This window comes from Pseudomonas rhodesiae, assembly GCF_013285305.1.
Taxonomy (GTDB): Bacteria; Pseudomonadota; Gammaproteobacteria; order Pseudomonadales; family Pseudomonadaceae; genus Aquipseudomonas; species Aquipseudomonas rhodesiae.
Window position 1 is genome coordinate 3,202,453 of sequence record NZ_CP054205.1, and the last position, 15,083, is coordinate 3,217,535.

Below are 15,083 nucleotides of genomic sequence, written 5' to 3' on the forward strand. Positions count from 1 at the left end.
TCAGGGTATTTCACCGCCCCTCTATCCTCAGACAACTCCATTGCAGCCGCTGGCCAGGGTTCAATCCGGAGCCATCGCACACCAGGCCCCAGCGAGCGCCGCGCCTGCCGGAGGTGCCCTGGCGAACGCGTTGGCAGACCGGCACAACCTCAGGACGCTGGGACAACAGCTCAACGAAACCGCGAAGGGCCTTGGGCCGCAGGCGACGCCCCAGGCCGTGCGCACGGCGCTGAAAACCAGCACGATGCAAGCACATCCTGCATCCGCCTTTCCCCCACCGGGAGACTCCCCTCTCACCCTTGAAGCCTTCATCACCGCATATGGCTTGAGCCTACCCACTGACCACTTCAGCCTCGTCGCCCTAGCCGATGCGGTGCTCGACCGGGCTCGGGAGCATCCCTTGGGCAACTTCGGCGGCAGTTTGTCGTGGCCGCTTGAACTCAGCGTTCAGGCGCAGCGCACCGTGCTGGCGAGCGCCAGGGACTACGCCATGCGCCACCCAAACCCGCCGCGCATGGGGCCGAGTCTGGGAATTCTGGAATACCTGAACAGCAACCAGCCGCTCAGCGCCCAGGCCATGGATGATCCGGCCAATGCGCTGGAAACCCTGCTGAGCACGCCACGCGCTCAAGCCATGGGGCAAGCGTTACAGACCCAGCTCAACGGCATCGCCACCGCCACCAGCGCAAGCGACTATGTGTTGGCAGCCATAAATCTGGTACTGGACCCGCAATCCCTCGACGCACCCGCGTGGAACAAAGTGGCCGATTTCGACCTGACGCAAACCGAGCATTGGGGCAAACCGGCGTCGGCGATACGCGATGGGCTGAGCGCCCATCTGGTCGAGCAAGGCGATGCCACACCTGCCATGGCAAAAGTTGCCGCTCACCTGTTACTGGCCAGGAAGGCCCCCGAGTTGTTGATCAAAGACCTCCCCGACAGCGTCACCTACGGCAGCCCGGCCTGGGTCAGCCTGTCGGTCGCGGCGGCCACGATTGAAGCGCAGACACCGGGCAAGGTGCCCAACATGACCTTTGCCCAAGTCATGATGGAGGCCGAAAGCGCCGGTCTGCAGGACCTGACCGTCACCCAACAGGCCCAATCCGATGCCTTGCGGGTCTGGGGCCTGGTCAGCGGCACACTGTCGGCGCAAGAAGCTGACCGTTACGGCCCCGCGGATAAGCAGAAGGTCCGTAGCGCGTTCAATGCCCAGGCCAACGAACGCCTAGAAGCCTCGGTGCAAATCGACACCGAAATCCCAAGCCGTCGCGCGATTGCCCTGGCCAAGCTCAAGGAGCGGTTTGGTGAAGACGTGCCATTTGAAGAAAAACTGCTGACGGTCAAAGCCACTACCCAGCCCCATGACGAACCGCTGTATAACCCCAATCGCGCCCCGGCCGGCCGCCATTCGCTGCTGGATATCGCCATGAGCGGGCTGCACGCCTACCAGTGGGAAAGCCAAGACCCGCGTGTGATCGAGGCCACACGGGGCAAATCCCTGGCGTTTGACGTCAACAGTGTGTTCAACGAGCAGTTCGCCCACGCCGTCGATCTGCGCAAAAAGGGCATTGCCACAACGGTCAAGCAACTGATCGCTCGGCTGCCTTTAGAAGACAGGCAAACTCTGGAATACGCAAAACTGGAGTTCTACCAGAACCCGACCTATAGGCTGAGCACCGGCTTCACCGGTCGCACCCTTGAGCGCAAAAACCCTAAGCTGCTGATGAAAGCCACAGGCGCTGATGGCGAAAAGGTCTACGAAATTGACTTGAAACAGGGCGCCATCAGCCGGGTCCGCGACACGGTGTTGACCCAACCAAGGCCGCGTAACGGCAGCCTGGTGTATCCGATAGAGCGTTTCACCCCCGCCCACGTCAGCGAATCGGCCCTGGACTTGAACAAGGGCGTGAGCACTCCGTTGCCCATCCCCGCCAGCTTTTCAAGCGCGCGAACCCAGGCCATTGCGGATGTATTCGTCGAACATCTGGACATCGATGGCGAGGATGCGGTCAAGCGCGCCAAAGGCACCACCCGCCACGATCAGCACGTGGAAAACGAGTGGAAACTGGTCGATTTTTTTCTCGACCTGGTGCCGCTGCGCTCGGCCATCGTGAACTTTCGTGACGGCAATTACCTAGAAGGGACGTTCGATCTGGGCATGGATATTTTCGGTTTCGTCACCGGCGCTGCCGGGGCCGCCAGCAGGGTCACCAAGGTCGCGGCCAGCGCGGTGAACACGACCCGCAAAGCCGCGAAGGTGGCAAAGATTCTCGGAACCACCGTCGTCAGTGAATTGAACCCATTGAGCGGGCTGGGCAGCCTGGTTGAGGAAGGCTCGCGGCTGATCGGCAATGGGGTCAAACGCGTCAGGGGCGCAAGCGGCGGGTACGACTTGACCAAGCGGGTCAGCGCCGAACACGGGCCGGTCACGTATGGCACTTTCAAAATCGACGACCAAGCCTATGAAGCCGATACCATTGTGTCCAACGGTCAGCGCTACGCGTACGACCCGGCCAAAGCCATGCCTTACGGCCCTCCCCTGGAAGGCTTCAACCCCCTGGACACCCTGGCCCCCGTGCACCCGCCCAAACATTTCCAAGGCCATCGGAATAACCTGGTGGGCACCGATGGGCGCCCTGTGCGGCCGCGAAAACCTTTGCCCTCGGGTGACTATGTGGAAAGCATGCGGGGCAGGCTGGAGGCCGACCATTTCAAGCCGGACACCAAGGCAGAGACCGTGCGACGGTTCAACGAACAGATGGCTGAGTATTACGAGGCCATCGACCAAAATGGCCTGCCACCTCGCCCTGCCATTCCACAGGTGCCCAAGCAGGTCCCCGCATCCGAGCTGCTGACGGAAACCCTCAAGGTCTCGCCCGGCGTGGTATTGGGCGAGTCCCACAGTCAGATGGCAAGTTTCAGGGTGCTTTACGACAACGTCACTACCCTCAAGAGCGCCGGTGTCACGAAGGTTTATTTCGAAGGATTGATCGATATGCCCCAAGGGTTGATGGACGACGGGATCGGTCTCCTCGGTCGATCCCGGCAACCGCGTACCCACCCGACCTTCGAGCAACTGTGCAAAAAACTGAAGGCCCACGGCATCGAAGTCTTACCCCTTGATCACTACTACCTGACGCGCCACAAAGATCTACGCGGCGTCAACCTGCCCACCTCGGCGGGCAACGGCTCAACAACCCGGCTACGTGAGTTCAACTATTACGCCGCAGAAACCATCCAGGCCAACTCCGGGACGGAAAAGTGGGTGGCGCTGGTCGGCAATGCGCACATGAACACCAGCGAAGGCATCCCGGGTCTCGCGGAGTTGACGGGCAGCATCGGCGTTGGTGTTTCTAACAACTCCCACGTGAAGTCACAGATCGGCTTGAAGGTCAAAGGCCATACCCCCGACCCCGCCCTTCCCTTGCGCCCCGAGGATGCGCCCGGCGACTTGCAGATTTTCGTCAACCCGTAGAAACGCATACGCCCCAGCCTGCCGAACAGTCAGGCTGGGGGCCCATCGATCACCCCAGCCCCAGAGGCTGACGCTGCAAACCGGTGCCAGGCGTAGCGCACAGTTCCACCAGCCAATCCACAAAGACCCGTACCCGCAACGACAACTGACGATGGGGTGGGTACAGCGCGGTCAGGGCCATTTTCGGCACTGGCCAATGGGGCAGCACTTCTACCAGGCATCCCTCGGCCAGTTGTCGCATCGCGTGGTAATGGGGCGCCTGAATCAAGCCGTAACCGGCCTCGCACGCGGCGAAGTAGCCGTCGGAACTGTTGACCGCGACGCGCTTGGGCAGGTCGAACGGGCGCACTTGGCCGTCAATCAGAAATTCCAGACCGAAGCGCTTGCCGCTGGCGCTGGAGACGTACTCGACCATGTGATGGCGCGCCAGGTCGTCCAGATCAGCGGGCATGCCCATGCGTTCAAGGTAGGCAGGGCTTGCCAGAGTCAACTGATCCATCAGCGCCAGGGGCCGTGCCACCAGGGACTCGTCCAGGGCCAGGCCACCGCGCAGCACGCAGTCCACGCCTTCGCGGATCAAGTCTACCGGGCGGTCGTTCAAGCCGATGTCCAGTTCGATCTGCGGGTAACGCGCGGTAAAGGCCGGTAGTGCGGGGATCACGATCAAGCGGCCGATGCCCGAGGGCATGTCCACGCTCAAGGTGCCGCGCGGGTTCTGACGGCGCGTGGAAAACACCGCTTCGGTTTCTTCCAGGTCTGACAGCAACTGCACACAGCGCTGGTAGTACGCGGTGCCGTCCGGGGTGGGACTGACCTGCCGCGTGGTGCGCTGCAACAGTTGCACCCCCAGGTGCGCTTCCAGTTGTTTGATCAGGATGGTCACCGAGGCGCGGGGCAGTTGCAGGCTGTCGGCGGCTTTGGCGAAGCCGCCCAGTTCGACGATACGGGTGAACACACGCATAGCGTTGAAACGATCCAAGGGCTGGCTCCGTGTGGATTATTTAGAAAATACAAACAGTGATAGTGCTTTTAGCCGCTTTATCTCGGTTTTGTCGAGGGTAACAATGAAGTCCTTCCCAACTCAGGAGTCCCACAGATGCACACTCGTCAACTTGGCACACACGGTCCCCTCGTCTCTGCCATCGGCCTTGGCTGCATGGGCATGAGCGATTTCTACAGCCCCGGCAGCGACACCCGCGAAGCCATCGCCACCCTGCACCGCGCCTTGGAACTGGGGATCAACTTCTTCGATACCGCCGATATGTACGGCCCGCACACCAACGAGCAATTACTGGGCAAGGCATTCGCCGGCAAGCGCGACCAGGTGTTCCTGGCCAGCAAATTCGGCATTATCCGCGACCCGGCCACCCCCGCTTCGCGCGGTGTGGACGGCAGCCCCGAGTACATCCGCGCGTCCATCGACGGCACTTTGCAACGCCTGGGCGTCGACACCCTGGACCTCTACTACCAACACCGCATCGACCCGCAGGTCAGTATCGAAGAGAGCGTCGGCGCCATGGCCGAGCTGGTCAAACAGGGCAAGGTGCGTTACCTGGGCCTGAGCGAAGCGTCGGCCACCACTCTGGAGCGTGCGCATAAGGTCCACCCGATCAGCGCCCTGCAAAGCGAGTACTCGCTGTGGAGCCGCGACCAGGAAACCAACGGCTGTCTCGCCGCCTGCCAGCGCCTGGGGATTGCCTTCGTGCCTTATAGCCCGCTGGGTCGCGGCTTTCTCACCGGCACGCTGCAAAGCCCGGATGACTTCAGCGCCGATGACTACCGCCGCTCCAACCCGCGTTTCCAAGGGGATAACTTCGCGAAGAATCTGCAATTGGTCGAGCACGTGCGCAGCCTGGCCGCCGATAAGGGCGTAAGCGCCGGGCAACTGGCCTTGGCCTGGGTATTGGCCCAAGGGGACTACATCATCCCGATCCCAGGCACCAAACAGCGCAAATACCTGGAAGAAAACGCGGCGGCGGTGTCCATCGTGCTCAACCCATCCGAGCTGTCGGCCCTGGATGAGATTTTCCCCGCCGACGCCACTGCCGGTCTGCGCTACCCCGAGGCGGTGATGGCGATGTTGGAGATCTGACACAGAGCAAGCAACATCTTGCGGCGAGTATGTGGCCTATCAGCCGGAACGTTTGCGAGGCAACGTCCACGTATCGGCAAACCTGGTATCCCATCAGGTTCGCCAATTCGTGCTTAAAGGACGGACATGCCATGAAAGTTGCTGCTAACGCACAGCCAACTTGTGTAACAACACCCCCCACCCCACTTCGCTCGCCCGAAAACAACGATCCTTATGCACCTCCGGTCGATTTGACGCTTGGTATCGTCAACCGCAAAACCTACCCGTTGCACAGCGACGGCGACATTAAGATCAATAGGATCATTGACTGGTTTATGGACAGCGAGGGAAAACCGTTGATGCTCACTAATATGCTGGATGTTGAAACTGGAGGTCACCCCGACCACATCCATGTGCGCCGCTGGTCACACGACACGCTGCAATTCCTGATCAACGGCAAGCCGTTTTTAATCGACATGAAAGAGAATCGAGACCCGAGGCAAGAGCTTTGGATTACCGCCAATAGCGGCGACGACACCATCATCATCGACGATGACCTCGGGATTGGTGTGAGCATTGATTCAGGTGACGGCGACGACTACATCCAAGCCGGTGCCGGACGAACCCGGTTGTTTGGTGGCAAAGGCGACGATTTCATACGCCTGGGCAGCGGCCTTGGGTACGCCGCTGGCGGCGACGGCGACGACACAATAATCGGTGGCACTGGAAATAACGTCATCTATGGCAACAATGGCAATGACCGCCTCTATGCCGGGTTCGGCCCCTCGACCAAGCAAAATTACTTGGACGGTGGCAACGGAAACGACGAACTCCTCGCCGGCAGCGGCCACAGTGTGCTGCACGGCGGTAACGGTGACGATCATTTGACGGGCTATGACAGCACTACCTTTTACACGGGTAAAGGCCACGATCACCTTTGGCTTAACCAGCGCGATGACCGTATCTACGCAAAAGCCACCGACCATTTCGCGCGTGACAGAGGTTCAGCTTTCACCGAGGTCAAGCCCAGCAATGCCGGCAGCCAGGGATTCACGCTCAGCGTTCCGGAGAATACCTCCACGGATGAGCATATACAGCAGTTAGAACAAGGGCTCGCCGACGACTTCGAGTTCCTGCGCAGTTCACCAGCGGGCCAGTCTTTGCTCAAAAAAATGGACGAACTGGCCGTGGTCAATCGCGGGCCCGTCACGATCACTCCCGCTGTCCTCGCAGAGAACCTTTATGCCTTCGGCAGCACTGAGCTGAACGAATTGACCGATGAACAACGCCAAAACAGCGACGAGTCTATCGCAGGCTTCATAACGAAAGAAGGTACGCCCGGTGCCCACGCCGACCGGGCCACGATTGATTACGGTCCGGTCTCTATCCTCGAAAACATCGAGCGCAACAACACCGTTGTGCCTGTAACCGCACTCTTCCATGAGATGGTACATGCCTACAATGGCGCAACCGGCACTCGTCTACGAGGGCATACCCAGGAGTCGCCGGGGGAAAATGGGTTGGTCGAGAATATTGAACTTCAGGCCATTGGTGTGCCAAACGACGGCAACCCGTTTGACTTCGATAACGATCCGTCGACCCCACCGAACACAGTCAATCCTGCACCGTTTACTGAAAATGCATTGAATGCGGAAATGGGTAAACCGTTGCGGCGCAAATATGATTGGCCGGCCAGCCCACAAGGAGACGGCCAGTAGCCCTGCCTGCTTGCTGGCAATCCTGAAGACCCTAAAAGCAGCGATGCGCGCAGAGCGCATCGCTGCTGCAGTACTCAGATATTGGCACCATGGTACCTAAAGCTAATCGTACTCAAGCCGATACCCCTACGAAGCTCCAACAAAGCCGCGTCGACAATAAACGCTTCGTAAGGACGATCCCATGCCCCCACTGCGCTCCATCCAAGCCCGCTATACCCTGTTTCTGGTGTTGTTCGTCCTGGTGTTATTCGTGTTGACCATCGTCGGCATCGGCCAGTTGGTCGCGCCGACATTGCGCCACACCGAAGAGCAGGTGGTGCTCAACCGCATCGACGAGGTGGCGAAAACCATCCAGGGCGAGCTGAACAAGGTTCAGGCCCAGCAACGCAGCATCACCCAGACCATCCCGCTGCTGGACAGCGATGCCATCGACAAGGTCTTGCCTGGCCTGGTCGACCAGTACGGTGAGCTGAAGGTGTTCGGCGGCGGTATCTGGCCGCTGCCAAACCAGCGCACCCCAGGGCGCAACAAGCACAGCACGTTCTGGCACCGTGATGCCTCGGGCAAGCTGATGGTCAATACCTTCTGGAACAGCGACCCGGCCCCCAACTATTACGACCAGAGCTGGTACAAGGGCGGCCTGGCCTCGCCGCGTGGCCAATGCGCCTGGGCCGCCGCTTACAAGGACGACGCCAGCCAAGAGCCACGCACCAACTGCGCCATGGCGATCCAGCGCGATGGCGCGGCCTATGGCGTGGCCACGATTGACGTCACCCTCGGTTTCTTCAACGAACTGGTGGCCAGCAAGGAAAAAGACATCGGCGGGCAGATGCTGATCGTCGAAGGCGACGGCAAGATCATCAGCAACAGCACGCGCCTGAACAGCCCGGTGGTGTTGAAAAACATCAGCGAACTGACCGCTTCCTCAGCCTTCGCCACCCAGGTCAGCAAAGCCCTGGCCCATCGCGACCAAGGCTTGCAGCGCAGCGAGTTCGATAACGGCGGCGTGGCCAGCACCTTCTATATGCGCCCGATCGAAGGTACGCCGTGGTTCCTCGCCACCGCCCTGCCCACCTCGTTGATCACCGCGCAGCGCGATGACGTACTCGGCACTTTGGCCCTGCTGCAAATCCCCATGGTATTGCTGCTGGTGCTGCTGGCCGCGTATGCGATCCGCAAACTGGTGCAGCGCATGAAGACGCTGAAAGCCAATATCGACGCGCTGTCCACCGGCGATGCCGACCTGACGCGGCGCATCACCATCCGCGCCGAAGACGAACTGGGCGCCATCGGCCATTCCGTCAACCGCTTTATCGTCTACCTGCAAAATATGATCGGCGAAGTGACCCAGGCCACCGCGGCCATGTCCACGGGTCTTGAGCAATTGCAGCAGACTTCGGCACAGACCAACCAGATCCTGGTGCGTCATGCCTCGGAAACCGATCAGACCGTCACGGCCATCACTGAGATGAGTTCCACTGCCGAGACCGTGGCACAGAACGCCGCCGAAACCGCCGCGTTCACCCAGCGCGCCAACGAACACGCCGACCGCTCGCGCGTGGTGGTGGGAGAAGCGTCCAGCAGCGTCGGCGCGTTGATCGGCGAGGTCGCCAGCGCCACCCACACGGTGGAAAACATGCGCCAGGACGCCGCGCGCATCACCGAAACCCTTGAAGTGATCGGCGCGATTGCCGGCCAGACCAACCTGCTGGCGCTCAACGCGGCCATCGAAGCAGCGCGGGCCGGCGAGCAAGGCCGTGGTTTTGCGGTCGTGGCCGACGAAGTGCGGGCCCTGGCCGCGCGCACCCAGGCCAGCACCTCCCAGATCAACGAGATGCTCGCTCGATTGACCACGGGGGTGAGTTCCTCGGTGACCGCGATGGAAAATACCCAGTCCAGTTGCCAATCGGCGGCGGACGCGACGGCGCGGGTCAACACCGGCCTGGATGAAATGGCCGGTTCCGTCGGCCATATCCACAGCCTCAGCACCCAGATCGCCACCGCCGCCGAACAGCAAAGCGCGGTGACCGAGGAGATCAACCGCAGCATGGTGCAGATCCGACAAATGGTCGAAGACCTGGTGCAGAGCGGCCACGCCACCGAAAACAATACTCAGAGCCTGCTGGAAGCCAATGGCCGGGTTATCAGCCTGATGAGTCGCTTCAAAGTCCGTTGAGCAGCGTTTGAGAACTCCCGTGCAAAGCACGGGAGTCAGACTATTCTGACAGTTCGAGATACTTCTTCCCGCCACACAGGAGGTGTGTCATGCGCGCTGTCGAGCAGTCGGTCCGCTTGGAGCGGATCAGTCAGGAACGCTTTATCAATGCCCCCCTTGAAACTGTCTATGACTACGTAACCCAACCGGACCGCTGGCACGAATGGCACCCCACTTCCCTCGGTGCAGAGACCGGCACCAGCGGCTCTTTGGGTGCCGGTTCACGCTTTACCGAGATGATCGACCTGCTTGGCGTACGCGTCCCCATGAGCTACCGCGTGCAGATCGCCCGGCGCCCCGACGAATTCAAATGCGTGTTCACCTCCCTGGCCGTTGACGGCTCGATCCACTACTTCCTGCAACCGTTTCGCGACGGCACGCTGTTTAAACGGGTACTGACCTACGAAACCGAATTGCAACTGGCGACCTTGCACGAGCGCATGCACGAACTGTCGGCCATCGCCCTGGACCGTCTGAAGCAGCGCCTGGAACATCCGCCCTTTGTATAATTTAGAAACATTACACTGTCGTCCCGTCCGTAAAAGCGCGGAGAATGCCGGGCTTATCGCCCCGATTGGATGAGACTCCGATGAAAACCCCACTGCGATTGGCCCTGCTGTCCGCCCTCTTCACCACTACCCTGGCCCAAGCCGCCGACCTGATCCCCATCGATGTACACCGTGACGCCAACTGCGGCTGTTGCAAAAAGTGGATCAGCCATCTGGAAAACAATGGGTTCAAGGTCAATGACCATGTCGAAACCGATATGAGCGCCGTCAAACAACGCCTCGGCGTGGCGCCGCGCCTGAACTCCTGCCATACCGCCGTGATCGACGGCAAGTTCGTTGAGGGCCATGTGCCCGCCGAGCAGGTGCTGGCGCTGCGCAAGCGCGACGACCTGCTGGGCGTTGCCGCACCGGGCATGCCCATGGGCTCGCCGGGCATGGAAATGGACGGACATGCCGATGCCTACCAGGTCATCGGACTGCGCCGGGACGGCACGGATGAGGTGGTGGCCGATTACCCGGCACACTGATCGGTGCTGATGGGTTACCTGGGGCTGTTCGTCGCCGCGTTCGGTGCGGCGACGCTGCTGCCCCTGCAATCGGAAGCCGTACTGGTGGGCCTGCTGCTCAGCGGCCACTACAACGTGTGGTGGTTGTTGGCGGTCGCCACCCTGGGCAATGTGCTGGGCTCGCTGGTCAATTGGTGGCTGGGCCGCTGGGTGGAGCATTTCAAACAGCGGCGCTGGTTTCCGGTCAACGAGCGGCAACTGCAAACGGCCCGTCGCCACTACGCACGCTGGGGGCACTGGACCCTGCTGCTCAGTTGGGTGCCGATCATCGGCGACCCGCTGACCCTGGTGGCCGGTGTGATGCGCGAACCACTGTGGCGTTTTCTGGTGGTGGTCACTTTGGCCAAAGGTCTGCGCTATGGCGTGCTGGCGGCAATTACCTTGCAGTGGGTGTTAATCCCGCGTTAATCCTCTCGCAACAGCATCCCAACACCTGCTTCAGGAGACGACACCATGCCGCCAAACCGCGTCCTTTATATCGCCGGCCTGTTCATGGCCAGCAGCGTCCCCGCCCTCGCCGCGACTTACGGCCCCGAGTTACAGGGCTTTCAATACCCCTATCCGCTTGCGCATTTCAGCTTTGAGTCCCAAGGCAAAACCCTGCAAATGGGCTACATGGACGTGCCGGCCAGCGGCAAGCCCAACGGGCGCAGTGTGGTGCTGATGCACGGCAAGAACTTCTGCGCGGCCACTTGGGAGGGCTCGATCAAGGCCCTGAGTGATGCCGGTTACCGCGTGATCGCCCCGGACCAGATCGGCTTTTGTACCTCCAGCAAGCCGGAGCATTACCAGTACAGCTTCCAGCAGTTGGCGCTCAACACCCATCAACTGCTGGAAAAACTCGGCATCCCCAAGGCCACCCTGCTCGGCCACTCCACTGGCGGCATGCTCGCCACCCGGTATGCGCTAATGTACCCCGCGCAGACCGAGCAACTGGCGCTGGTCAACCCCATCGGCCTGGAAGACTGGAAAGCCCTCGGCGTGCCGTACCTGAGTGTTGATCAGTGGTACCAACGTGAGCTGAAAGTCAGCGCCGAAAGCATCCGCCAGTACCAGCTCAACACTTATTACGTCGGGCGCTGGAAGCCGGAATACGAGCGTTGGGTCGATATGTACGCCGGCTTGAGCAACGGCCCCGGGCATAAACGGGTCGCGTGGAACTCGGCGCTGATCTACGACATGATTTATTCCCAGCCGGTGTATTACGAATTCAAAGACGTACAGGTGCCGACCTTGCTACTGATCGGCACCGCCGATAACACCGCGATCAATAAGGCGATGGCGCCGCCCGAGGTCAAGGCCAAACTCGGCAACTACGCCGTGCTGGGCAAGCAAGTCGCCAAGCTGATTCCCCACGCCACTCTGGTCGAATTCCCGGGCTTGGGGCATGCGCCGCAAATGGAAGAACCGGCGCGGTTTCATCAAGCGTTGTTGCAGGGCTTGAACGCCCTTTAACCCAACATTCGGAGGCACGCGTAAATGGCGCTACAGATCGCTGTGATTGATGACTGGCAGCAAGTCGCCGCTGACGTGGTGGATTGGTCGGCCCTGGCAACCGTGGGCCAGGTGCATTTCCTCCACGATTACCCAGCGGATACCACGACCCTGATCGAGCGCTTGCAAGGGTTCGAAGTGATTTGCGTAATGCGCGAACGCACAGTGTTCGACAAAGCCCTGCTGCAAGGCCTGCCGCGCCTCAAGCTGCTGGTGACCGGCGGCATGCGCAATGCCGCCCTTGATATCGGCGCCGCCCAGGCACTGGGCATTCAGGTGTGCGGCACCGACAGCTATAAACATGCCGCGCCGGAACTGACCTGGGCGCTGATCATGGCCTGCACCCGCAACCTGCTGGCCGAAGCCAATGCCCTACGCGCCGGGGGTTGGCAGTTGGGTCTGGGTGGCGACTTGCACGGCAAGACCCTGGGGATTCTCGGGCTGGGCAGCATCGGCCAGAAGGTCGCCGGGTTCGGCCAGGCGTTCGGCATGCGCGTGATCGCCTGGAGCCAGAACCTCACGCCGGAACGCGCCGCTGCGGCGGGAGTGACCTGGGTCAGCAAGCAGCAGTTGTTCGAGCAGGCCGATGTCCTCAGCGTCCATCTGGTGCTCAGCGAACGTAGCCGGGGGCTGGTGGATGCCCAAGCCTTGGCCTGGATGAAGCCGAGCGCGCGCCTCGTTAACACCGCTCGCGGGCCGATCGTCGATGAACAGGCCCTGATCCAGGCATTGCAATCCGGCCGCTTAGCCGGCGCAGCGCTGGATGTATATGGCCAGGAGCCACTTCCCGTCGATCACCCTTTCCGGCACCTGTCCAATGTGCTGGCCACGCCTCATGTGGGTTATGTCAGCGAGCAGAACTACCGGCAGTTTTATGGGCAAATGATTGAAGACATCATCGCCTGGGCCGGGGGCGCGCCAATACGGTTGCTGGGTTGACTGCGTCGTGGAGCGAGCAGGCCTGCGCAGCGCTCTCCAATGGTGCACAGGGTGCATCAGATAGGTCGCAGGTCCTTTCTTGGGGCGACGATGTCGCCCAGCGCAGGGCAAGCCTGCTCAACCACCGAATGAATGCGGTCTTGCCTGGGGCAAATAGGTGCAAAGTGCCATCACACTCCCGCCCGCCAGCGGTTTTCCCGCATCGCATAAGGTTACAAGTTTTTTGTCCTACAAAATTCATGTAGAAACCCTACGCTGTCTGGGATCTGTCCTAGACTGATGACCGATGGGTCCCTTCCAAAACAAAAACCCCGCGAAAAAAATCTAAACTTTCCAACTCTGCCATTGGTCAGGTTTAGGTAAGGCGCGCCAGTGCGGTTTACGCCGGTTGCCGTCTATCCAACTTTTTAACGCTAACCGTGCAACTGGCATACGCCTTGCCAGATTTGTCATGCGCTTGTGCGCCTGGCCGCAGGATGCGGTCATCGGAGCTACTGGCAGCGGGCCATTAGCCGACCAACACGTGGAGAGAACTATGATCAGTGCCGCAGTAAGTATTCAGGGAGAGCGTGTTAGTCAGCCAGTTGGCGGGTCGACCTCTTTGGTCGACCTCAACACGGTGCGGCCGGTGTCCAGTTTCAACCCCAACCGAAAGAAAGTACTGTTTGTTACCTCGGAATTCGCCGATCTGGTGAAGACCGGCGGCCTGGGCGACGTATCCGCCGCCCTGCCTCGCGCCATGGCGCATCTGCATGATGTGCGCGTGTTGATCCCTGGTTACCCGCAGGTGATGGAAAGCGATAACCCGATCCATATCATCGGCGAACTGGGTGGCCACGCCGCGCTGCCGCCGTGCAAGATTGGGCGCATGGACCTCAAGGATGGCCTGGTCATCTACGTGTTGATCTGCCCCGAGCTCTATGAGCGCGAGGGCACGCCTTACGGCGCCAACAACGGTCGCGACTGGCCGGACAACCATATCCGTTTCGCCCGCCTGGGCCTGGCCGCCGCCGATATCGCCGCCAACCTGGCGCAGATCCACTGGTGCCCGGACCTGGTGCACGCCCACGACTGGCCCGCTGGCCTGGCCCCGGCGTACATGCACTGGCGTGGTTCACGCACGCCGACGTTGTTCACCATTCATAACCTGGCCTACCAGGGCGTGGTCAGCCTGGCTTCCACGCCGGAGCTGGGGATTCCGCCCCACGCACTGCAGCAGGAAGGCATGGAGTTCTACGGCAAAATGTCGTTCCTCAAGGCCGGCATGGCGTACTCCAGCCACATCACCACGGTGAGTGCCACTTACGCTCAGGAAATCACTACCCCCGAATTCGGCTGCGGCCTCGACGGTTTCCTCGCCGCCAAGACCCAGCAAGGCTTGCTCAGCGGCATTCCCAACGGCATTGATGAGAGCTGGGAAACGTCCACCGACACGCACCTGACCCACAACTTCAATATCGGTGACTGGGAAGGCAAAGCGATCAACGCCGCCCATGTGCGCAATCTGTTCGGGCTGCATGACTCCACCGGCCCGCTGTTCGCCGTGGTTTCGCGCTTGGTGTACCAGAAGGGTCTGGACCTTACCGAAGCGGTTGCCAGCTTTATCGTCGAGAACGGTGGCCAGATCGCGATTATCGGGCGCGGCGAGCCGGAAGAAGAACAGGCCATGCGCGAGCTGGCCCTGCGTTTCCCCGGCCAGATCGGCGTGCGCATCGGCTTTAACGAAACCGACGCACGGCGAATGTTCGCCGGCAGCGATTTCCTGCTGATGCCATCGCGTTACGAGCCATGCGGCCTGAGCCAGATGTACGCGCAGCGCTTCGGCTCATTGCCAGTGGCGCGCAACACCGGCGGGCTGGCGGACACCATCGAAGACGGCGTCACTGGGTTCCTGTTCAACGAATCCACGGTGGACAGCTACAAAGCCGCCCTCACCCGCGCCTTCAATGTGTTCGCCTACCCCGGCCTGCTCAACGCCATGCGCTGCCGCGCCATGACCCAGCCGTTCAACTGGACCCAGGCGGTCGAACCCTACGCCGAACTCTACGAACAACTGGTGGCCAAGGCCCTGGGGAAATCAGCTAAATAATCAAGGG

11 protein-coding genes are annotated in these 15,083 nt (G+C 60.9%); 10 read left to right on the forward strand and 1 reads right to left on the reverse strand.

Annotated features, from left to right (window positions below; genetic code table 11):
* Positions 1-325: 325 nt before the first annotated feature.
* Positions 326-3,475, forward strand: a complete 3,150-nt coding sequence (locus tag HRH33_RS14535) for a membrane-targeted effector domain-containing toxin (protein WP_167417072.1) — start codon at positions 326-328, stop codon at positions 3,473-3,475.
* Between the two features lie 49 nt (positions 3,476-3,524).
* Here HRH33_RS14535 and HRH33_RS14540 read toward each other — a convergent pair whose 3' ends face one another.
* A complete protein-coding gene (locus HRH33_RS14540; protein WP_167417071.1) occupies positions 3,525-4,454 on the reverse strand; it encodes a LysR family transcriptional regulator in 930 nt (309 codons plus the stop codon).
* Positions 4,455-4,571: 117 nt separating this feature from the next.
* Between HRH33_RS14540 and HRH33_RS14545 the strand changes: the two genes are divergently transcribed.
* The 9 genes from HRH33_RS14545 to glgA all read left to right on the forward strand — a co-directional run bounded on the left by HRH33_RS14545 (position 4,572) and on the right by glgA (position 15,076).
* On the forward strand, positions 4,572-5,567 hold the full coding sequence (locus HRH33_RS14545) for an aldo/keto reductase (RefSeq protein ID WP_167417070.1): 996 nt from the start codon (positions 4,572-4,574) through the stop codon (positions 5,565-5,567).
* Positions 5,568-5,698: 131 nt separating this feature from the next.
* Positions 5,699-7,264, forward strand: a complete 1,566-nt coding sequence (locus tag HRH33_RS14550) for a M91 family zinc metallopeptidase (RefSeq protein WP_243269804.1) — start codon at positions 5,699-5,701, stop codon at positions 7,262-7,264.
* Positions 7,265-7,445: 181 nt separating this feature from the next.
* On the forward strand, positions 7,446-9,440 hold the full coding sequence (locus HRH33_RS14555; RefSeq protein ID WP_167417069.1) for a methyl-accepting chemotaxis protein: 1,995 nt from the start codon (positions 7,446-7,448) through the stop codon (positions 9,438-9,440).
* An 89-nt stretch (positions 9,441-9,529) separates the two neighbouring features.
* A complete protein-coding gene (locus HRH33_RS14560) occupies positions 9,530-9,988 on the forward strand; it encodes an SRPBCC family protein (RefSeq protein ID WP_040268434.1) in 459 nt (152 codons plus the stop codon).
* Between the two features lie 80 nt (positions 9,989-10,068).
* The gene (locus tag HRH33_RS14565) at positions 10,069-10,515 is read left to right on the forward strand and encodes a DUF411 domain-containing protein (protein ID WP_034138247.1); all 447 of its coding nucleotides are present in this window, start codon (positions 10,069-10,071) and stop codon (positions 10,513-10,515) included.
* A 3-nt stretch (positions 10,516-10,518) separates the two neighbouring features.
* The gene (locus HRH33_RS14570) at positions 10,519-10,962 is read left to right on the forward strand and encodes a YqaA family protein (RefSeq protein ID WP_173603515.1); all 444 of its coding nucleotides are present in this window, start codon (positions 10,519-10,521) and stop codon (positions 10,960-10,962) included.
* A 45-nt stretch (positions 10,963-11,007) separates the two neighbouring features.
* Entirely contained in the window at positions 11,008-12,009 is a 1,002-nt protein-coding gene (locus tag HRH33_RS14575) for an alpha/beta fold hydrolase (protein WP_167417068.1), read from the forward strand.
* A gap of 24 nt (positions 12,010-12,033) precedes the next feature.
* Positions 12,034-12,987: a D-2-hydroxyacid dehydrogenase family protein gene (locus HRH33_RS14580; protein ID WP_167417067.1), complete on the forward strand. Its 954-nt coding sequence runs from the start codon at positions 12,034-12,036 to the stop codon at positions 12,985-12,987.
* A 535-nt stretch (positions 12,988-13,522) separates the two neighbouring features.
* Entirely contained in the window at positions 13,523-15,076 is a 1,554-nt protein-coding gene (gene glgA, locus HRH33_RS14585; RefSeq protein ID WP_080758739.1) for a glycogen synthase GlgA, read from the forward strand.
* Positions 15,077-15,083: the final 7 nt, after the last annotated feature.